The organism is Natronospira bacteriovora (genome assembly GCF_030848495.1).
In the GTDB taxonomy this organism is placed as follows: domain Bacteria; phylum Pseudomonadota; class Gammaproteobacteria; order Natronospirales; family Natronospiraceae; genus Natronospira; species Natronospira bacteriovora.
In genome coordinates, this window is record NZ_JAVDDT010000005.1 from 159069 (window position 1) to 179290 (window position 20222).

Annotated in this window: 13 protein-coding genes; 2 read left to right on the forward strand and 11 right to left on the reverse strand. The window is 62.4% G+C overall.

The window, feature by feature from the left end:
* Positions 1-391: 391 nt before the first annotated feature.
* The 8 genes from RBH19_RS09250 to RBH19_RS09285 form a co-directional block, all read right to left on the reverse strand.
* Positions 392-2992: an MMPL family transporter gene (locus RBH19_RS09250; RefSeq protein WP_306728558.1), complete on the reverse strand. Its 2601-nt coding sequence runs from the start codon at positions 2990-2992 to the stop codon at positions 392-394.
* A 192-nt stretch (positions 2993-3184) separates the two neighbouring features.
* Positions 3185-6010 (reverse strand): TolB-like translocation protein, encoded by a 2826-nt coding sequence (locus RBH19_RS09255; RefSeq protein WP_306728559.1) that lies wholly within the window; start codon positions 6008-6010, stop codon positions 3185-3187.
* A 556-nt stretch (positions 6011-6566) separates the two neighbouring features.
* The gene (locus tag RBH19_RS09260; RefSeq protein ID WP_306728560.1) at positions 6567-7685 is read right to left on the reverse strand and encodes a pyridoxal-phosphate-dependent aminotransferase family protein; all 1119 of its coding nucleotides are present in this window, start codon (positions 7683-7685) and stop codon (positions 6567-6569) included.
* Positions 7686-7712: 27 nt separating this feature from the next.
* On the reverse strand, positions 7713-8108 hold the full coding sequence (locus RBH19_RS09265) for an ACT domain-containing protein (RefSeq protein ID WP_306728561.1): 396 nt from the start codon (positions 8106-8108) through the stop codon (positions 7713-7715).
* Positions 8105-9238, reverse strand: a complete 1134-nt coding sequence (locus tag RBH19_RS09270) for a histidine decarboxylase (RefSeq protein ID WP_306728562.1) — start codon at positions 9236-9238, stop codon at positions 8105-8107. Before RBH19_RS09270 ends, RBH19_RS09265 begins: the two co-directional genes overlap by 4 nt.
* A gap of 165 nt (positions 9239-9403) precedes the next feature.
* On the reverse strand, positions 9404-9964 hold the full coding sequence (locus tag RBH19_RS09275) for a superoxide dismutase family protein (protein ID WP_306728563.1): 561 nt from the start codon (positions 9962-9964) through the stop codon (positions 9404-9406).
* A gap of 36 nt (positions 9965-10000) precedes the next feature.
* Positions 10001-12853 carry a S9 family peptidase gene (locus RBH19_RS09280; protein ID WP_306728564.1) on the reverse strand — a complete coding sequence of 951 codons (2853 nt, stop codon included), beginning with the start codon at positions 12851-12853 and terminating at the stop codon, positions 10001-10003.
* Between the two features lie 101 nt (positions 12854-12954).
* On the reverse strand, positions 12955-13260 hold the full coding sequence (locus RBH19_RS09285; RefSeq protein WP_306728565.1) for an antibiotic biosynthesis monooxygenase family protein: 306 nt from the start codon (positions 13258-13260) through the stop codon (positions 12955-12957).
* 128 nt (positions 13261-13388) lie between these two features.
* On the opposite strand from RBH19_RS09285, the gene RBH19_RS09290 reads away from it, so the two are divergent.
* Positions 13389-14627, forward strand: coding sequence for a lytic murein transglycosylase (locus tag RBH19_RS09290; protein WP_306728607.1), 1239 nt, complete (start codon positions 13389-13391; stop codon positions 14625-14627).
* 229 nt (positions 14628-14856) lie between these two features.
* Here RBH19_RS09290 and RBH19_RS09295 read toward each other — a convergent pair whose 3' ends face one another.
* Both RBH19_RS09295 and RBH19_RS09300 read right to left on the reverse strand, forming a co-directional pair.
* On the reverse strand, positions 14857-15471 hold the full coding sequence (locus tag RBH19_RS09295; protein ID WP_306728566.1) for an energy transducer TonB: 615 nt from the start codon (positions 15469-15471) through the stop codon (positions 14857-14859).
* A 562-nt stretch (positions 15472-16033) separates the two neighbouring features.
* Positions 16034-18055, reverse strand: coding sequence for an alpha/beta fold hydrolase (locus RBH19_RS09300; RefSeq protein WP_306728567.1), 2022 nt, complete (start codon positions 18053-18055; stop codon positions 16034-16036).
* Positions 18056-18168: 113 nt separating this feature from the next.
* On the opposite strand from RBH19_RS09300, the gene RBH19_RS09305 reads away from it, so the two are divergent.
* Complete coding sequence (locus RBH19_RS09305) at positions 18169-19728, forward strand: protein adenylyltransferase SelO (RefSeq protein WP_445353973.1); 1560 nt, start codon at positions 18169-18171, stop codon at positions 19726-19728.
* A 15-nt stretch (positions 19729-19743) separates the two neighbouring features.
* Here RBH19_RS09305 and RBH19_RS09310 read toward each other — a convergent pair whose 3' ends face one another.
* Positions 19744-20175, reverse strand: a complete 432-nt coding sequence (locus RBH19_RS09310) for a DUF3617 domain-containing protein (RefSeq protein ID WP_306728569.1) — start codon at positions 20173-20175, stop codon at positions 19744-19746.
* Positions 20176-20222 lie beyond the last annotated feature (47 nt).

Here is a 20222-nt window from a genome sequence, read left to right on the forward strand (position 1 = left end):
TTGAATTCGCCGTTTGATTCTCTAATTGGGATCGGTGCAATCCGTGATGCACCTCAATGAATGGTGGGGCGTCGGATTTGGGCCATTGCGCGGATGAATCCGCGCCTACAGCGGGGCATTAGATACCGGCATAACAACCGAGGGATTGTCATCGCGGATAAATCCGCTCCCACGCTGCCTATAGCCACCCCCCCGTCACATCCGCAGGCACTGCCCCTCCGAATCAGCACGGCGGCTCCCACGCACGGCCAAACATCTGCGTCCATCCATGTTCATCTGTGGCCAATAATCTTCTGACTTTTTATTTCGCGTCCATCTCGCGGCTAAAGGTTTTCTTAGGTTTTCATCTCGTGTGCATTTCGTGTCCATTTCGTGGTCCCACCCCACCCCGTCAGAAAGGCCGGATTCGCTTCAGCAGCAACGGCAGCAGGAACAGGTTGCTGAGCAGGGCGAAGGCCATGGCGACGCCGGTCAACAGACCGAAGTAGATGGTCGGCATGAAGTTGGACAGTGTCAGGATGGAGAAGCCGGCAATGATGATGACCGTGGTATAGACCATGGCCCGGCCCACCTGAACGTGACTCTCCGTGGCGGCGTCACGGTAATCACGGCCACCGGCCACTTCGGCCTGGAAGCGATGGGTGTAATGGATGGTGTCATGCACGCCGATGCCAATGGTAATGGCAGCGATGGTCATGGTCATGATATCCAGCGGCAGGCCGAGCCAGCCAATCAGGCCGATCACGCCGATGGAAGCCACCAGGGTCGGCAAGGGCCCGATGACGGCCATCTTCAGGGAACGGAACAGGAAGGCGAACATCAGCATCATGGCCGCGAACACCACGAACAGGGTCACGAACTGGGAACGCACCAGGCTCTGCATCACGTTATTGTAGAGAACCAGCATGCCGGTGAGATTCACCTGCTCGGGTGCCAGATCGAAACGCTCCATGAGATCGCTCCGTATCTGCCTGAGCAACTCATCACGCTCCAGGTTGGGCGCGGAATCAATGATGCGAATATCGAAACGGATCTGGTCACCGTCATCCGACATGTAGGGGTCAAACAGGATATCCCGAAGGTCTTCCGGAAGGCGCTCGAACATGACACCCATTTCAAAGGAGCTCAGGGGGCGATCATTATTGAGCATCTGGATCAGGCGCAGGCTGGTGGCCACGGAAAGCACTTTTCCGGTTTCCGGCAACCCATCCAGATAGTCGTGGATATCCCCCATGACCTCCACCTGGTATTCATTGAACCAGTAGCCCCCGACCGGGCCCGGCTCATCGTCCAGGTCGAAATCATCGTCCCAGCCGCCGGCCCATTCATCATCACCACCGTTCCAGTCGTCGCCCCAGTCATCGTCTCCCCATTCCTCATCGGACCAGGCATCGTCCGCGGCTTCACCAGTCCCATCGTCGACATCGTGCTGCTCACGGCTCTCTTCACGGACGGTGACGTGCCCCTCCAGATAGGCGTGGCTTGGATCCAGCACCACGTCCAGCGGCGTGGTACCACCCAGCTCACGGTCTATCAGCTCCATGCCCTGGTAGATTTCGGTGTCCGTCTTGAAGTAATCGATGAAACGATTCTCCACCGTTATACGGCTCACACCCACCAGACTCACCGAGACCAGCAACAGGAATACCGTAACCACCGTCATCGGGTGCCGGTCCACCACGGCGGCCACACGCCGGTTGAAGCGTGCAGTGATGTCCCGGCGAAAGCGCGGCACCCTGCCTGGTGGCAGGGTGCCAAGCAGGCTGGGGAACAGGGCAAAGGTGAGGAGAAAGGCCATGGTGACGGCACAGACCATCATCAGACCGAAGTCGATCACGGGCCGGATATCGGCAAAGATCATGGCGCCGAAGGCGATGATGGTGGTGATGGCGGTATACAGGGACGGCTTGAATTTGCTGTCAACGGTTTCCCGCATCAGGGTTCGGCCGGCCGCCTGCGGTGACTGCACATGCAGTTCGCGGTGACGGACGATGAGGTGAATCATCAGTGACAGGCTGATGATCAGCACCAGGGAGATGAAATTGGAGGACACCACGGTCACCGGCCAGTTGCTGAAACCCAGAAAGCCCGTCATGCCCAGGGCGACAGCACCGGAAATCAGGGAAGGCACCAGCACCCAGCGCAGACGCTGGAAGGTAAAGGCCAGCAACAGCAGGATGAAGATGGCCACACCCACACCGAAGGTACGAATATCCCCGCGCACGAAATCGATCATGTCCACCGCAATCATGGGTACCCCGCCCAGATGGATGGTGGCCTGTTCACGATGCCGATCCAGGATGGTGCGCACATCGGCAATGGTGGCTTCCAGATCGGCCTGCAGCTCACGACTGCGTTGACGGTAGGCCTCGGTCACGGCTTCCAGTTCAGCTGCCTCTTCGCGGCTCAGCCCTTGCTCGGCATCACGGATACGAAGTTCGTCACGGCGCTGAATCAACTCATGGGCCCTGGCATCGCGCTTCAGCGTCACCAGAACGGCCGATGTGTCCGCATCCTGATTCATGAGCAGATCCTGGTAGAGCGGGCTGCTGCGGAACTCCTCCCGGGCCAGACCCCGATCCGTGTCTTCGTCCATCAGGGTTCTCAGTCCGGTCTCCACCTCCCCCAGGGTGGCTCGCGGACTATCCAGCAGAGGCACGTCCAGAATGCTCATGACGTTGGCGACCGCATCCAGCGCCGCCAGCTCGTCCCGCAGATCCGCTAGCTGCGCCAGGGCCTGATCCGAGAACAGTTCCGCCTCGGGCGTCCAGGTCACGATGAGGAAATCATCCGAACCGTAGCGGGCCCGAATCTCCCGGTAGTAATGCATGTCCGGATCCCCCTCCAGCATGAGGGACTCCGCCGAGGCATCCAGATGGAAATGCCGAACCTGACTCGCCGCCAGCACCAGCAGAACCAGAATCGGAATGATCACCCACCAGGGACGATCAAGCACCAGTCGATGGTAGGCCTGCTGGATGGTCTGAAACATGGATCAGCGTCCTTTTGGGGATTGGGAGTGGGGAAAAGATGGTATCACCCACCCCCCACCGCTATCACGATGGCAACAAACATCGTAGTCGTAATCGTAGTCGTAATCGGCTTTTTCGCTCCTTGCTCTTATCAAAAAGCCGATTACGATTACGATTACGACAACGATAAAAACCTTTTTGGCCCTGCCGGTCTAAAGCGTGGGGAGGCCGAGTAACAGATATCCCTGTGTCTCACCTCCTTCATCCCGGCCGCGGGCCACGCCCAGGCGCAGGCGGAAGTTGGCGCGGTAGAAGATATTGGCATCGATGACCAATTCGGCGCCGACGTTGCGACGACTGAGATCCGGGTTGTCGCCCAGATCCCAGACCGCGCCCTGTTCGGTGAACAGGCGGCCGGAGAACTGGTGAGCGCCCAGGGGGAAACGGGTGAAGCCTCTTTCGGGGCGGGCGATGGGAAAGCGCCATTCGGCGCCCAGCAGGCGCAGGCGGCGGCCTTCCAGGATTTCGTCATAGCCACGCAAGGCGTAGCGACGGCGCTCGAAGACGGCCTCGGCGCCCAGCAGGTCAAGCTGGCTGACGCCACCGAGACGAAAGGGGCGCGGACGCTCCGTACCCCAGGCCTGGGTAGCCCGCAGGGCCAGTACATGCTCGCCTCCGAGGGGCAGGTACTCACGCCAGTCCAGGCTGTAGACCTCACCACTGAACGGGCTGCCGAAGGCTTCATTCGACTCGGCCAGCAGGCGAACCCAGCGCCCGTGACTGGGACTGATGGAGCGCGGATAGATATCCCGGGTGTCCAGATCCACGGCAACACCGGCGGCACCACTGCGAAAGCCGGGCCGGGCCTCGACACCCTCGGCCAGACGCCGGTCACGGTCCCGGGTATAACTGCCGCCGATGCGGGGGATCAGCTGCCAGTCCTGGCGGGTCACCGGCATCAGCCATTGCAGTTGCGCCCGGTCTTCCTGCCGCGCCCGCTGCAGCTGCCAGTCATCCTCGGCGACTTCCTCGCTTTCAAACTCATTCACACGGGAAAAGGCCACGGCGATGCGATCCGCCCAGGTATAGCTGATCAGTCCGGAGGCCAGGTCTTCGGAGGGCTCATAGAGGAAGGCCACGGCGTAATCATGGATCTGGAGAGCATCGAAAGAAGCCACTGACACACCCAGTTCGGTGGTGGCCTCGGTGGCCCGTGCCAGTGGATACCAGCTGGTCGGTCGCAGGGTGGACCAGGGCCGGTAGCGACGATCCTCACCCTCGGCCCGCGCATGCTGTCGCGGCTGAAAGCCGGGCCCGTGGTGTTCGGGCAGGCCCGGGCCCGGAATGGGCATGGCGTTACTCAGGCGAAACAGGTCGTAGCCGTCCGCCGTATAACCGATATAGAAGATGTCGCCGTGAGCGGACTGGGTCGGTGAAAAGGCACCGCCGGTGACATTGCTCAGGGTGTCAATCCGGCCACTGTCCAGATCAAGGCGACGCAGATTGAAGACCCCGCCGTGTTCCGAACTGAACAGCAACTGATCCCCATCCGGGGCAAAACGGGGCTCCCCCACCAGGGCGCTGTCGGCCAGCCATTCCTGCCATTCCCCGCTGCGCAGATCGAAGGCCCCCAGCGTCCAGCCCAGTTCGGGCCGCCACAGACTCATGGCAATCCGCTGCCCGTCGGGTGAGAAATCCAGGCGACCGGGCACGGCCCCGACCGGCGGCGTCCAGAGGGTGGACTGGAAGCGACCCTCACTGTCCAGCCAATCCAGGCGCGCCTGGCCGGCCTCGATACGGCTGGCGGCCAGCCACTCGCCATCGGGGTGCCAGACAGCCTCGCGGTAACGGCTGCAGCGGGTCAGTCGCCGGCGCTTGCCACTGTCCACGTCCACATGAAAGAGGTCGTAATAGAGATTGCGGTTGCGGCACAGCTCCGGCATGGCCACCACGGCACCGGCGCGGGGATGCACATCCAGGCGGCCGCCCGCGTTCACATCGGCAATCTCCCTTATGCCTTCGTCGGCTGTCCACTCCATCAGGGCGGGCTGGCGGCGGGCATCCGCACGCAGGTAGAAGACCCGGCCATCGTTCAGTGCCCGTGGAGAGGCGGTCTGGTAGCCGTGCCGGCTCAGGCGTTCACCCGCCACTTCCCCCTGCTCGCGGATGGCGTCCAGATGGGGCCGGAAACGATGCCCCAGCCAACGTTCGAAATCCGACCACAGCGCTTCGCCATCCAGTCCCGGGCCGCGCTGATCGGCCAGAGTCTGTCGCAGATTGCGATTGACCAGATAGGGGATCACATTGTTGCTGTAGTTCTCCACCAGCGCCCGCACACTGTCCTCGCCGTGCTCGGCTTCCAGGTACTGAAAGAAGTAGGCCCCGTAGAGATAGGGTGTGCGCCCGGCCGGCCAGGTGGTGATGCCATCCATGCCCACCTGGTCGAAGGGCTTGAAACCGCTCTCCAGTTCCAGGCGCATCTTCATGTCAAAGAGCGTGCTCTGGCCGCGACCAATGCCGCGCTCCCAGTCCGTCTCTTCATAAATGGCCAGGCCCTCGATGAGCCAGGTGGGGTTGAAGAGATTGGGAAACAGCAGGGGGTTGCGCCCCAGCACGCTGCGCGCGCCGCGGGGAAAGGCCCGCGCCTTGTCCAGATGCAGGGTATGGGTGTATTCGTGGGTAATCAGCAGCTCCAGCCAGTCATCGTAATCCCCGAGACTGCCCAGCCCATCCGGTGGCGTGAGGAAGAGGTAGATGAAGTTGTAGGGCAATGGGGAGGCAAAGCCGTTGGAGAGATCGAACTGATCCGTCAGCACCACCTGGGTCTGGCGCCGGGGTGTCCAGTTGAAGGACTGACTCAGGCGTTCATGCACGTCCTCGGCAATCCACAGGGCACGGCGTGCATCGTCCTCCAGCTCGGCCGGGAAATGAATCGTGAAGTGCTCACTGTCCAGACTGCGCCAGTCCAGAAAGGGATCGACGACCGCCATCGCCGGCGCCATCCACAACAGGCACAGCAAAGCCAGGCACTTTTTCATCTCCCCTCCCTAAAAAACGAACCACGACTTAAACCTTTAAAACATTTAGCCGCGAAATGGACACAAAATGCACACGAGATAAAAAGACAAAAGACTATTTTTTGCCACAGATAAACACAGATGGACACAGATCAAATCCTGGCACGGTGGGTGCTGACGCCCCCCTGTGGGAGCGGCTTTCAGCCGCGATGACAATCGACCGGTTGGCACGCCGGTGTGGTGAAACCCCCTGTAGGCGCGGATTTATCCGCGCAATGGCCGGAATCCGACGTCCCGCCATTTAATGAGGTGCATCACGGACTGCAATGTTCCCATTAGAGAATCAAACGGCGAATTCAAGCCATTGCGCGGATGAATCCGCGCCTACAGCGAGGCCATAGATGATGGCGTGCCAACCAAACAATTGAAATCGCGGCTGAAAGCCGCTCCCACAGGGGGGGCGTCAGCGCCAGCCGTGCCAGGGATTGATCCGCGTGCATCCGTGTCCATCTGTGGCCAAATGATTTTTTGTTTTTTATCTCGTGTCCATTTCGTGTCCATTTCGTGGTCCCAGCCGTTACCGCCCCAGCAAACCCCGCAACCCCTGCTCCAGTCGCGTCACGCTCTCGGGGCGGCAGGTTTCGCCCATGAGGCCGATGCGCCAGATCTTGCCGGCCAGGGGGCCGAGACCGGCGCCGACTTCGATGCCGTGTTCCTCCAGCAGATAGCGGCGCCCTTCGGCATCGTCGATACCCGCCGGGATGCGCACCGCATTCAGCTGCGGCAGGCGTTCCCCTTCCGGCACCACGAATTCGATGCCCAGGCCTTCCAGCATGCGTTTCAATTGCTGATGGGTTTCGGCATGACGGCGCCAGGCGGACTCCAGGCCTTCTTCCTTGAGGATCAGCAATGCCTCGTGGAGGCCGTACAGGGCGTTGACGGGGGCGGTGTGATGATAGGCCCGCTTGCCGCCACCGCCCCAGTAATTCATCACCAGGCTGAAATCCATGAACCAGCTCTGCACCGGGTAGTTGCGTGCACGAATCTTCTCCGCCGCCCGCTCGCTCAGGGTCACCGGCGACAGGCCCGGCGGGCAGGACAGGCATTTCTGGGTTCCGGAGTAGGCGGCATCCACACCCCAGTCATCCACTTCCAGCGTCATGCCCCCCAGGGAAGTGACACAGTCCATGATGCTGAGGCAGTCGTGCTCGATGGCCAGGGCCGCGAGGGCCGCGGCATCGGACACCGCGCCGGTGGACGTTTCCGCATGCACGAAGGCCAGCACCCGGGCATCGGGGTGCTCGGCCAGGGTTCGGGCGACGGCCTCGCGATCCACGGCCCGGCCCCAGTCCTGATCCACCACGATGACCTCGGCACCAATGCGTTCGGACATCTCCACCATGCGCTGGCCGAAGGCACCGTTGCGGCAGACCACGATCTTGTCGCCCGGCTCCAGCAGGTTGACGAAACAGGCCTCCATGCCCGCCGTGCCCGGGCCGGACACCGGCAGCGTCAGAGTATTGTCGCTACGAAAAACCCACTGCAGCAGCCCCTTGAGCTCATCCATGAAGGCCACGAAAACCGGATCCAGGTGCCCGATGGTGGGCCTGGCCATGGCCTCCAGCACCCGCTTCGGCACATTGGAAGGACCCGGCCCCATCAGCAGACGGGTCGGTGGCAAGAATGACTGGCTCATGGCGTCTCTCCCGATAAAACGTTCACATCAATTCATCATCCATTCATCAAGCAACTGCCGGGCCCGCTCCGGATCGGCACAGGCCAGGGCAACAATGTTCTCCCTTTCACCATGATGCACCATGGTAATGGCCCGGATGTCGATGCCGGCTTCCGCCAGGCGGTTGGAGGCATTGGCCAGGCTGCCCGGCTGGTCCGGAATCCGCAGCAGCAGCACATCCTCGGCCACCACGGTCATGCCCTCGCGATTCAGGCGACTCAGGGCACCGTCCAGATCATCCACCTGCAGACGCACACAGGCCTGCTCGGCCACCTCCACCGCTTCAATGGTACGGATGTTGATGTCGCCTTCGGCCAGGGCACGGCTGATGTCGGCAATCAGTCCGGTCCGGCTGTCGGCAATGACGGTAAGCTGCTTGATCATTCAGGAAAGTCCTCTTCACGCAAGGCGTCCAGCAGAGCCTGGATATGAGACTGCTCGACCCCTGGCACACAGATCACATGGCTCCATTTACCCTCGGTGGCCAGCTGAAAGCGTCGGATGATGGCATCCGAAGGCCGGGGGAAAACCACCGTGAAGGCACCGGGGTTGCGCCAGGCCTGAATACCCGCCTGACGAAAGGCGTCCTCCGTCCAGGCGGCCATGGCCTGGGCCGACTTCACCCGTTCCGCCATGCCGCTTTCGCCCAGTTCCCGGAAACGCTGCCACAGCATGAGCGGTGTCAAGCCGTTGCGGGAGCCACTGATGGTGGTATCCAGGCTGCCGATGTAGGCGATGGAGCGGGCGATTCGGTCCACATTGGACTTGCGCGCCAGCACGATGCCGCAGGGAATGGCACAGCCGATGAACTTGTGGCCACTGATGGAAATGCTGTCGGCACCATCGACAAAGTCGAAGGCCGGTCTGGGCTGCATGAAAGGCGCCGCCAGACCGATGAAGGCCGCATCGGAATGAATGTAGCGCTGGCTGATGGCCAGATCGTCCAGGATGTCACGGATACGGCCCAGATCGTCGCGGGCCTCGGTCATGGTGGTGCCGATGTTGGCAAAGATGATCACCGGCCGGTCGCGGTTGATGCGGATGGATTCGCGCAGATCGTCATAATCCATTTCCCCGCGCTCGTCGGCACGGATCATGATATGACGCATGTTCAGAAGGTGAAGGTTCTTGCTGACACTGTAATGGGTGGCCTGGGAGAAATACACGGTGGCACCGGGTAGCAGCTCCCGGGCCAGATAGAGGCCATAGAGGTTGCCCTCGCTGCCGCCATTGCCCACATAGCCCCACCAGTTGTCTTCCGGGGCCCGCAGCCAACGGGCGGCATCCGCCAATACTTCCCGCTCGAATTCCCGGGTGGCCATCTGCCAGGTGCTGTCACTGAAGGGATCACCCAGATTGTTGAGGGGCACATCCAGGAATTCGGCCAGTGCCGAGAATCGGAAATCCTTGGCCACGGGATAACCGAGATAGGCATCCCGACGCTGCTGCAATGTCTCCAACGCCGTCTCCAGGCGTCGGCCGACAGGCCCGGCGGCGGACTCGGAACGGTTCACGCGCATTCCCCCAGCACAAAAGACCATTCTCGCAGGAAGGCAGACCGGATGCATCCGCCCGGCAAGGGTATTTCCATTAGAAAGGTTGTTTGCGAAAAAGCGAAGAACCTAGAAAAGCCCGCCTGGCGGCGGGCTTTACGTGGCGTCATCACCGTCGGCGCGTCATCAGGGCTGGCGAACCACACCACAGGCGATGCGGCTGCCGGCACCGCCGATGGGCTGGGTCCGGTGATCGTCCGGCCCTTCGTGAATGACAAAGGCCGTGCCGTCACCGGCCAGCAGGCCGCTGCCCTCGCCATTTAGGGTCACCCCCGGGGCATAGATCTCGGCCTTGACCCGGCCATCCTCGTGCACCCAGATATTGGGCAGGTCACCCAGCTCGGGGCCCTCGTCATTGAGCAGGCCGTGCTGGCGGTCGAGAGGATCCAGATGGCCACCGGAATCGGTGAACCCGCCGTGATGGTCGTCACAGGTGCCTTTCTCGTGGATGTGGATGGCCTTCCAGCCCGGCGGCAGGCCCTTGAGACTCACCCGCAGCACCACGCCTTCCGGGCCCTCCTGAACACGGATCATCCCGGTGCGTTCGCCGCCGGCGTTGACCATGGATGCCACGGCGTCATGATTCTTGCCTTTCCGGCTCTCGCCATCATGGTCATCCGCGACTGCCGTGCCGACAGACAGCAGCAGAGCGGCGGTCAGCGTCAGAAATTCTCGATATCCGCACATGCCTTTCTCCTCTTCTTCGGGTGAGGCAATCGTTCTTCAGTCTTTCTCATACCCCAGTGTAGCGCCCTTCTCCAGGGCGGGAATGCCTGAACGCAACCAGCGGGGCGCCGGCTCATCCTTGAGGTAGTGATCAAAGAACTGCTGCAGACGAATCTGCCAGTCCTTGCGGTTGGCAAAGGTGGTGGGCCAGTGCGGCTCGTCCCGATAGTTGATCAGCCAGGATGGCCGCTCCAGCCGGCGCAGTGCCGTGAACAGTTCAATACCCTGCTCCCAGGGCACGGCGCCATCATGATCATTGTGCATCATCAGCAACGGTGTATTGATCTTGTCCGCCTCGAAGATGGGCGAGTTGTGCAGATACAGCTCCCGATCCTCCCACAGGGTCTTGCCGAGACGGCTCTGGGTACGCTCGTACTGGAACATGCGGCTCATGCCGGTACGCCAGCGGATGCCGCCGTAGGCACTCACCATGTTCGACACCGGCGCGCCCCCGGCGGCGGCCCGGAAGAAATCGGTCTTGGTGACCATGTAGGCAATCTGGTAACCGGCCCAGCTGTGGCCCTGGATACCCACACGGTCCTCGTCGACCCAGGGCTGTTCGGCCAGGGCCCGGGTCTTGGGCATGATGGACTCCATGGCGCTGTCACCGGGGTAGCCCTCCCGGTACCAGACATCCGGCACAAAGACGATGTACTCATTGCTGGTATAGAAGCTGGGCATGATCACCGAGCGATGGGCCTGGGGCGGACGGTGACTGTGCAGACCATCCGAGGCACGCTCGTAGAAATAGACGATCATGGGATAGCGGCGGTCCGGGTCGAAATCATCCGGCTTGAACAGCATGCCCTGGTGGGGCTTGCCGGTCTCGGATTCCCATTCCACCAGCTCCACCGTCCCCCAGCGATAATCCGCCTGCTGGGGATTGGCCTCGCTCAGCCGCTGAAGGTCTTCGAAGGCTCGGCCGGCCGTCCACAGATCCGGGAAATCCTGAAAGCTTTCACGGGTGAACAGCAGGCGGTCGGCCGCCTCCGCCTTGAGTGGCGTGCCATAGCGGTGATCGCTGAACACCCGCTCGCACGGGCTCCGATCACCGGCCAGGGCCACATCAAAGAACCCGTGGGCCTTGCCTTGCTCATCGAAGGTCGTGAATAGCAGGGTATCCGTCACGGCGATACCGCTGTCCTCGGGCAGCAGGTCCACGGGCCGGAAGTTCCAGCCGCGTTCCCGGCCCATGCCCCCGGTGAGATTGACGGCTTCCGTCGTTTCCGGGTCAACGCGCCAGGCATCATGGCGGTCAACGATGATCAGGCCACTGTCATCCTCAAGCCAGAGCGCGGCGGCATAGGGGTTGGCGGCAAAGGGACGGTCATTGGTATGGTCTTCCAGGTCGTGGTCAATGGCAGCGCCCATGTCCATCGTGTCCCGGCTGTCCACATTCATCGCCAGCCAGGTGCGCGCATCGCGATCCCACCAGTGCAGGTAGCCGGCCTTGGGCGAGAAGGAGGGAATGGACTGAACCGCCTTCAGCACCAGGGTCGCTTCACCACTGTTCACATCAATCAGCCAGGCATCATAGTAGCGCGGAAAATCCCAGGATATCTCGCGCTGGTAAGGCAGGTTGGAAATACCCAGGGCCATGCCGGCATCCCCTTCACGCCCCACCTGAACTTCGGGAATGTGCTCGCGCCCGAGCTGAACCAGCCGATTGCGATCCGCGAGATGAGCCACGGCCAGGTAGGTGCGCTGGCGCTCCTGTTCGAGCTGCTCCCGCTGCATGGGCTGGAGCAGGTCGTCCTCCCAGTGCCAGATGTCCACGTCCACGACTTCATCATCCAGCTTGTCATCGTGGTCGGGGATTTCCACCGGTTTCGGGGCCGTTCCGAAGAACAGGCGGCTGCCGTCCGGCGAGAAGGCCGGCTGGCGATGCCGGCTTACATGCCAGCCATCACGGAGGAAACGCGCCCCCGAATCGGCAATGCCGCGCAGACGGTCACGTTCCGCATTCCACAGGTGCAGACTGTATTCATGATCCTCGCCTTCAGGTTCACCGTCCTCGTCGGAACGGGCCTGAAACAGGAAGGCCACCTGGGTGCCCGCCTCGTCGATGGCCAGGCCGGTGTAATGACCGAAACCGGTCTTCAACGCCCGGGTCTGGCCGGCCTCGGTGTCATGCACGAAAATGCCGTCATCGCTGCCATCCTCACTGACAAGGGTGAACACCAGGCGATGGCCGTCATCGGAAAAGGCGTAGTCACTGACATGATCGAAACGGTGCTCGCTGCCGTCCTTCAGTGAACGCAGCACCAACGTCGTACCGGCGGTCTGGTCATCGGCACGTCCGTTGTCGTTGCCGTTGCCGTTGCCACCGGCGTCCACACCGCTGTCTTCCTCGGCCGCCTCATCGGCTTCGGGCACACCATGCAGCCAGGCCAGCCAGTCGCCAGACTCGCCCGGCAGGCGGTAGGAGCGGACACGTTCAACGCGCTGCGCTTCGCCGGAATCCAGATTCAGCAGCAGCAGCTCATTCTTGGGTTTTTCCTCATCGGAAAGATTCTTCAGGCGGGCCTGACGGCTTGCCTCATGGCTCGGCTTGACCAGTGCCACGACGTGGCGACTGTCGTGACTGAAGGCACCGCTCTCGCCACGCTCGAAACGGAACTCCCGCTCACCCCCGGTCGCTCTCACCACCAACTCGCCATCGGCCTCTTCGGGGCTCATGGCCCACAGGGCCCACTCACCATCCCGGGAGATGGCCTGTTCGGTGATGCGATTCCATTCCGTATAGACGGAATGATCCAGGGCCTGTTTGGCCATGAGAGGGAAGGCAAAAAAAAGAACCGGCAAGATCAGCCAGACCGGCAGCCATCGAATATCCGTTCGCTTCTGCATGTTCAGCCTTTATTGTCGAGAATTTTCAGGGGGTTCAGAGGGAGCATCAAACCATCAGACGGCCAGACCGGGGCAGGGTTCAACCCGCCTTCGGACGGCGGTCACAAAAGATCCGAACGCAGCTCCATGAACACCGGATCCAGACGCCGTTCCACCGCCGCATTCATGGCCTTCGCCACGCTCTCGTCCGGTATGCCACGCTCCACCGCCAGAAGATAGCGATCCCGATCCGGCCATTCCGTGTAGGCCAGCCAGGTACCGTCATCACTGCGGTGCAGGCGCCCGCCGGCGCAACCGTAGAGCTGACTGTAGAGCCGGGTCAGCACTTCCCAGGCCTCGCGGAAGTCTTCCTCCCGCTTCGCCTTGAGCTCCCAGCGATAAAAAATCACAAATCGGCATTCGCTCATGGCATCATCCGGATTGAAGGAATGTCTATCGTAAGGAAGCTGAGCCCGGGAAGGAACCGTCGGGAGATGACGACTGTCCCTTAATGGAAACCCGGATTCATCCATCTGCCACTGGATTGCGCTTGATCATGACCATTGCCACGGCCGCACGGATGCCCCTCCTCCGCCGCATCACCCTGGCGCCAATGCTGTTACTGGCCATCGCGGCCGGCAAGGCCGGCGCCATGGACGATCATGCCTTCGCCAGCTGCGTGGACGGGATCGCCCAGAAGGCCAGGGCGCAGGGCATTTCGGAGCCCGTCATCCGTGACAGCCTGGGTGCGGCCCGCTTCAACGAGCGCGTCATCGAGCTGGACCGCCGCCAGCCGGAATTTACCACCACCTTCGCCGACTACCTCAATCGGCGCGTGACCGAGCAGCGGGTGGCCCGTGGCCGCGCCCTGCTGGAAGAACATCGGGAGCTGCTGGATTCCGTGGCCCGGGAATACGGCGTGCCCGCCCAGTACCTGGTGGCGTTCTGGGGGCTGGAAACCAACTACGGCAGCTACTTCGGCCGCATGTCGGTGATCGACTCCCTGGCCACTCTGGCCTGTGACCCGCGCCGCAGCGACTATTTCCGGGGCGAACTCATCTCGGCCCTGCGCATCATCGATGAAGGGTCCATCAACCCCCGACAGATGGAGGGGTCCTGGGCCGGGGCCATGGGCCATGTGCAGTTCATGCCCTCGGTCTTCCTGCGCTACGCCGTGGATCACGATGGCAGCGGTCGTCGCGACCTCTGGGGCAGCCTGCCCGACGCCATGGCATCGGCGGCCAACTTCCTCCAGGGCATCGGCTGGGAAACCGGCTGGCGCTGGGGCCGGGAAGTGGTGCTGCCCGACAGCTTCGATTACAGCCTGGCCGGGCGCGAAAACGCCCGCCCGCTGGCGGAATGGAGCCGCATGGGGATTCGCCGCCCGGACGGCTACCCGCCGGGTGATGCGGATATCGATGCCGCCCTGCTCATTCCTGCCGGTCACCAGGGCCCCGCCTTCCTGGTGTACGGCAATTTCAAGGTCATCATGCGCTGGAACCGGTCCGAGTATTACGCCCTGTCCGTCGGGCACCTGGCAGATCGCATCGCCGGTGGCAGTGGCCTGCACAACCCGCCCCCGCAAGACGCTCCCCGGCTCAGCCGGGATCAGGTCAAGACCCTGCAGAGCGCCCTCAATGAGCGCGGTTTCGACAGCGGAGCCGTGGACGGCATCCTCGGCCCCAATACCCGCCGCGCCCTGGCCCGGTTCCAGCGCGACCGGGACCTGGTTCCGGACGGCTTCCCGGGTCCGGATGTACTCAAACGCCTCGGCGTCGATATCAACGACAGCTGATTGACCCCGGCCGGCGATTGCCGGCACCTACAGGGGGTTTCAAAAGGCGGGCGTGCCAGCCAATAGATCGCAATCGCGGCTGAAAGCCGCTCCCACAGCGGGCAATAAGCGCCCGCCGTGCTAGAGACCAATCTGTGTCCATTTCGCGTGCATCTCGCGGCTAAATGTTTTGCCTTTGCCGTTTCACGATTCCCTCGTCACAACGGCCGCCTTTCGGCGGCCGTTTTTTTCATTCTGACAGACTGAACTCGATCACCTGTGTGGCCTGCCGCTCCACCGGCCGGCCATCCACCATTCTCGGGCGGAAGCGCCAGCGCTGGAGAGCGCGGACGGCGGCCTGGTCAAACAGGCGGGCCGGGGTGGATTCGATGACGCGAATATTGCCCACCGAGCCATCGCTGCGGATGGTAAATTCCAGCCGTACCCAGCCCTCAATACCCTGAATCAGGGCTTCACGCGGCCATTGAGGCTCCACCCGGACGACGGGAATGGCATCACCATCACCCCCATTTACGCCACGACCGGACGGGGTTCCGATGGATACGCCATTGCTGATGGTGCTGAGATCCGGCATGTCCGGGGTCTCGATCTCGAAGCGTGTCGTCTCCGTTGGCGTCACCGAGACGGTTTCAGGCATTGGCGGCTGCAGCTCCTCCGGCGGTTCGGGCATCACCCGCGGACGTGGCTCCACGCGTTCCTCCCGATGCTGGCGATGGAAGACATCCACGCGCTTCTGCACCACCTCCACGGCGGGTTCTTCATCGGTGGCAATGAGACCATGCATGAAGATGAACAGACTGACCGAGACCAGCACGGCCAGCAACAAGGCGGTAAACAATCGCATCCAGCCCCCTTTGCCATCATGACGACAGCGGTTGTGAGGCAGGCTCCCCGAATACACATTGCAGGGGCCTTTATGGAAACTCTGCCCTGAATTTTTTCGACCCCTTCAATTTGAGCCTAGTCGAGTGACCGGCAACTGCAAGGCTGGGGCTCGTGTCGTGGGTGGTTGGATGGCGTTAGATGGTACAAGACCGACTATTTGCGGATTCATCCGCGACCCCAATCGCGGCTGAAAGCCGCTCCCACAGCGGGCAATAAGCGCCCGCCGTGCCAGAGACCAATCTGTGTCCATCCGTGTTCATCTGTGGCCAATAATCTTTTGTCTTTTGTCTCGTGTCTATTTCGTGGTCCAATCCCTCACACCCTCCGCAGGCACGGCCCCTCCGAATCAGCACGGCGCCCCCCCACGCACAGCCAAACATCTGCGTTTATCTGCGTTCATCTGTGGCCAATAATCTTCTGTCTTTTCATTTCGCGTCCATTTAGCGTCCATCTCGCGGCTAAATGTTTTAACGGTTTTATTTCGTGTCCATTTCGTGGTCCAGCCTTTCACCATTCCCTCGTCACAACGGCCACAGATCCCACGCCAGTCCGAACAGGCTCAGACTCACCACCCCGAGCAACACCAGTCCAAGACCGATCAGCTGGGCAAGGTGGAAGCGCACATAATGCCGTGCCACCTGAACAGCAGCGGCGATGGCGGTGAGCAGGGCCAGGGGCGCCAACCAGGCGACCCAGCCGGCCCAGGGCAGGAAACCGGCCAGGAACAGGGCCTCGCTCAGCTCGCCGGTGCGCCAGGCGGCCAGCGCCATGCCGATCAGCCAGGCGAGAATGAGCACGGTGGACAGGAAGACCAGGCGGCGGCTGCCGCCGCGGCGATCCGGCAGGGGCTGGCGGTTGATGCGCCCGCCGATGAAGGCAATGCCCATGACCAGCAAACCGGCGCCGCTCAACAGAATCGAGCCGCCGGCCCAGGCGGCCTGCATGGGCACGGCCTCGGGCCGGGTTTCCATCAGCAGCACACCCTTGAGCGGGGCGCGGGTCTCGTAGATGCGCTCGAGGAAGCGCGCGGCTTCCTCGCCACTTTCCACACATTCCTCGTCCAGAGCCGCCGTGGGGTCATCGAAGAAATCGTTCATGAAATCCCCGGCGCAGTCCACCGAGCGGGTGGGGCCGTGGCCAGCGTGGGGGAATTCCACATAGCGCCCGTTCGCCAGGCCATCCATGATGTAGCGGGCCAGGGGCGGCGGGGTGATCGGATCCCAGGCACCATTGGCCACCACGATGGGCAGGTCGGTGCGCGGCTGTTCGTACTGCTCCCGTGGCCGGGGCGTCAGCCCCACTTCACGGCACAGGGCCGGCCCGTCGGCCACCACATCGGGGTGACCGAAGGCCGAAGTCAGTGTCGGGTAGCGCTCCAGGTCGCCGGGGAAGAGCCGGGCCTGCTCATCGATGTAGCCGTCCAGACAGCGTACGGCGAGCCCCATGCCCATGCTGGAGCGGAAACCACCACTGGTGTCCGCCACGGCCATGGCTCGGAAGAAATCCTCATCACGTTCTTCAACGGCCCGACTGAGCCGAGCCATGATGGCCGGCAGGGCCGGATGATTGGATTGTTCGTACAGCAGACTGAAGGGCATGCCGGCCACAAGGTCCTGGAAGAACCAGGCCTTGCCGTCCGGGAAGCGAACGCTCTCGGGCACCGAAACTTCCATCGGCTGCTCCCGCAGGCGATCGATGGCCGCCAGATAGCGTTCTTCCAGGTCGGCATGGGCGCGGGCACAGCGCCGCTGGTCGGCACAGGCCTCGTGCAGTTTCTCCAGATCCCGTGCAAACCAGTGACTGATGCGCATGAGCTCATGCAGGTCCAGCGGCACGATGGCATCCAGCACCATGGCGCGAATGCCCGCCGGGTCTTCCTTGATCAGGGCCTGGCCCAGCACCGAGCCATAGGAAATGCCCCAGACATTCCATCGCTCGTAGCCCAGGGCCATGCGCAGGGCACGCACGTCGCGGGCATTTTCGATGGTGTTGTAGCCACGGATATCCACACCCCGGGCAGCGGCCTTCTCGAAACAGGCGCGTGCGCTTTCCTGAAAGCCGCGGGCGGCGCCTTCAAAGCTGTCGCGTGTTCGCACGGCCGGGTTACGGTCATTGAAGAAGGGGCAGAAATCACCGGAACTGCCAATGCCCCGCTGCTCCAGGATGTAGAGATCCCGGCGCTTGAGGATGGAATGATCACGCAGGCGCGACACATAACCGGCCACCTGCACGCCGGGGCCACCGGTCAGGTAGATGACCGGATCTTCACGCACATCATCCTCGTTCTCGGGCTTGGCGGCGATGCGCACATAATGCAGCTCGATACTGCGGCTGGCCGGCACCTCCCGGTTCTCGGGCACTTCAATCAGACCGCACTCGATCTCGCCATGCTCGAAATCGATCTGTCCGCGGAAGGGGCAATCCAGCACATCCCGATCCACTGAACGCAACCATTCATAATCCATCGGCTCGGCCGTGACCGCATGCATCGGCAGCAACAGCGCAGCAAACAGCAGCCCCTTTCTCATGGCATGGCGAAACATGTTCGAGTCCTTGTGTTTTGATCTGTCATCGGGAGAATGGATGAAGATAGCCCACGATGCTCCTGCTGCCAAACCCGGTCACACCGACCCCCGGCCAACCAGGCAATCGCACCATGCCGTTACTGCATTTCGACAATCGCTTCGTCCACGAACTGCCCGGTGAAACCGAGGGCGAGAACCGCCCGCGGGCCGTGCAGGGTATCTGCTGGTCGCGAGTGCCCCCCACGCCGGTGCGCCAGCCCCGCCTGCTCTCCTTTTCCCGCCCCATGGCGGACACGCTGGGCCTGAGCGAGGAAGACATTCGCGACCCGGCCTTCGTGGCGGCCATGAGCGGTAACCGCCTGCTGCATGGCATGCTGCCCTTCGCCACCTGTTATGGCGGGCATCAGTTCGGCCACTGGGCCGGCCAACTGGGTGACGGACGGGCCATTTCACTGGGCGAAGCCATCAACCCGGCGGGCGAGCGCTGGGAGCTGCAGCTCAAGGGCGCCGGCCCCACCCCCTATTCCCGCATGGCCGATGGCCGGGCCGTGCTGCGCTCTTCCCTGCGCGAGTTTGTCTGCAGCGAGGCCATGCATCACCTGGGCATTCCCACCACCCGCGCCCTGACACTCTGCCTCACTGGCGAGGACGTCGTCCGCGACATGTTCTATGACGGCCATCCCGAAGCGGAGCCGGGAGCCGTGGTCTGCCGGGTGTCGCCCTCCTTCACCCGCTTCGGTCATTTCGAGATGCTCATGGCCCGGGGCGAAACCGAACTGCTGCGCCGCTTCACCGACTTCACCATCGACCGGGATTTCCCGGACATCGCCGTCGATGATCCGGATCGTTACGCGAAACTCTTTCACACGGTCTGCGAACGCACCGCCCTCATGGTGGCCCACTGGATGCGGGTCGGCTTCGTTCACGGGGTGATGAATTCGGACAACATGTCCATCCTCGGCCTGACCATCGACTATGGCCCCTACGGCTGGCTGGAGGATTTCGATCCCCTGTGGACCCCCAACACCACCGATGCCCAGGGCCGGCGCTACTGTTTCGGCCGCCAGCCCGAGATCGCCCACTGGAACCTGCAATGCCTGGCCCGCGCCCTGTCGCCGCTGATCCGGGATCAGCAGGTCTTTGACGACGGCCTGGCCGCCTATGACCGGGACTACGCCCGCCATTTCCGGGCCATGTACGCCGACAAGCTGGGCATCGAGCGCATACAGGACAACGACGAGCCACTGGTTCAGGACCTGTTCACCACCCTGGAAGCGGCCCAGCTGGACATGACCCTGTTCTTCCGCAAGCTGGTGGAACTGGACCTCGCGGCCCCGTCAACGGAAACGGTGCGGGAGGCCTTCTATCGGGAGGATCTGCGGGAAAAGGAAGGGCGCCGGGTGAAGGAATGGCTCGAGCGCTATGGGAAGCGGGTCAGCAGTGATTCCCTGCCGGAAGCCTTGCGGCGGGAGAAAATGCTCGCCGCCAACCCCAAGTACGTGTTCAGAAACTATCTGGCCCAGCAGGCCATTGATGCCGCCGAGGCCGGCGACACGGGCCCGCTAGAAACACTGATGACGGTCCTGCAGCGGCCCTGCGAGGAACAGCCGCAGCATGAAGCCCATGCCGCCCGGCGACCGGAATGGGCCCGGCACCGGGCGGGCTGCTCCATGCTGTCCTGCAGCTCCTGAGGCAGACAGCGCGGCTCAGCAGTCGCCGATGCGCTCGCCGCTCATTTCAACGATCATGGTCAGCTGCCCCATGGGGGAATCCATCTCACCCTCCATGACGCCTTCCATTCTATCGCCGAAGAAACTCAGGGAGGCATCCATGCGAACACTGGTACCGATTTCATGATCACTGCAGATCATGGTGTAGCTCATGCCGCTGCTGGAGATTTCCTGATCATAGAAATCGCAGCCATCACCTTCCTGGATGAAGAAATCCGGCTCATCCAGCTCTTCCTGGGTCAGGCACTCCTGCTGGGTGTACTCCTGCTCCGGAATCTCCATCGGCGCCCCGCTGATCCGGGTCACACTGGTGTGCTCCCACAGACCGGGCTCCACGTTGGGCGTATCGGCCAGCAGGGTCAGGGGAAGGGCCAGCAGGCTGGCGAGAAGGCATCGACGCATCATCATTTCATCACTCCAGGGCGTAATTGATCACCCGGACAGTCTAGCCCGAG

Excerpts from the sequence above, each read along its gene's own strand:
- RBH19_RS09250 (WP_306728558.1), bottom strand. The coding sequence starts at position 2,992 with ATGTTTCAGACCATCCAGCAGGCCTACCATCGACTGGTGCTTGATCGT.
- RBH19_RS09255 (WP_306728559.1), bottom strand. The coding sequence starts at position 6,010 with ATGAAAAAGTGCCTGGCTTTGCTGTGCCTGTTGTGGATGGCGCCGGCG.
- RBH19_RS09260 (WP_306728560.1), bottom strand. The coding sequence starts at position 7,685 with ATGAGCCAGTCATTCTTGCCACCGACCCGTCTGCTGATGGGGCCGGGT.
- RBH19_RS09265 (WP_306728561.1), bottom strand. The coding sequence starts at position 8,108 with ATGATCAAGCAGCTTACCGTCATTGCCGACAGCCGGACCGGACTGATT.
- RBH19_RS09275 (WP_306728563.1), bottom strand. The coding sequence starts at position 9,964 with ATGTGCGGATATCGAGAATTTCTGACGCTGACCGCCGCTCTGCTGCTG.
- RBH19_RS09280 (WP_306728564.1), bottom strand. The coding sequence starts at position 12,853 with ATGCAGAAGCGAACGGATATTCGATGGCTGCCGGTCTGGCTGATCTTG.
- RBH19_RS09285 (WP_306728565.1), bottom strand. The coding sequence starts at position 13,260 with ATGAGCGAATGCCGATTTGTGATTTTTTATCGCTGGGAGCTCAAGGCG.
- RBH19_RS09290 (WP_306728607.1), top strand. The coding sequence starts at position 13,389 with ATGACCATTGCCACGGCCGCACGGATGCCCCTCCTCCGCCGCATCACC.
- RBH19_RS09295 (WP_306728566.1), bottom strand. The coding sequence starts at position 15,471 with ATGCGATTGTTTACCGCCTTGTTGCTGGCCGTGCTGGTCTCGGTCAGT.
- RBH19_RS09300 (WP_306728567.1), bottom strand. The coding sequence starts at position 18,055 with ATGTTTCGCCATGCCATGAGAAAGGGGCTGCTGTTTGCTGCGCTGTTG.
- RBH19_RS09305 (WP_445353973.1), top strand. The coding sequence starts at position 18,169 with ATGCCGTTACTGCATTTCGACAATCGCTTCGTCCACGAACTGCCCGGT.
- RBH19_RS09310 (WP_306728569.1), bottom strand. The coding sequence starts at position 20,175 with ATGATGATGCGTCGATGCCTTCTCGCCAGCCTGCTGGCCCTTCCCCTG.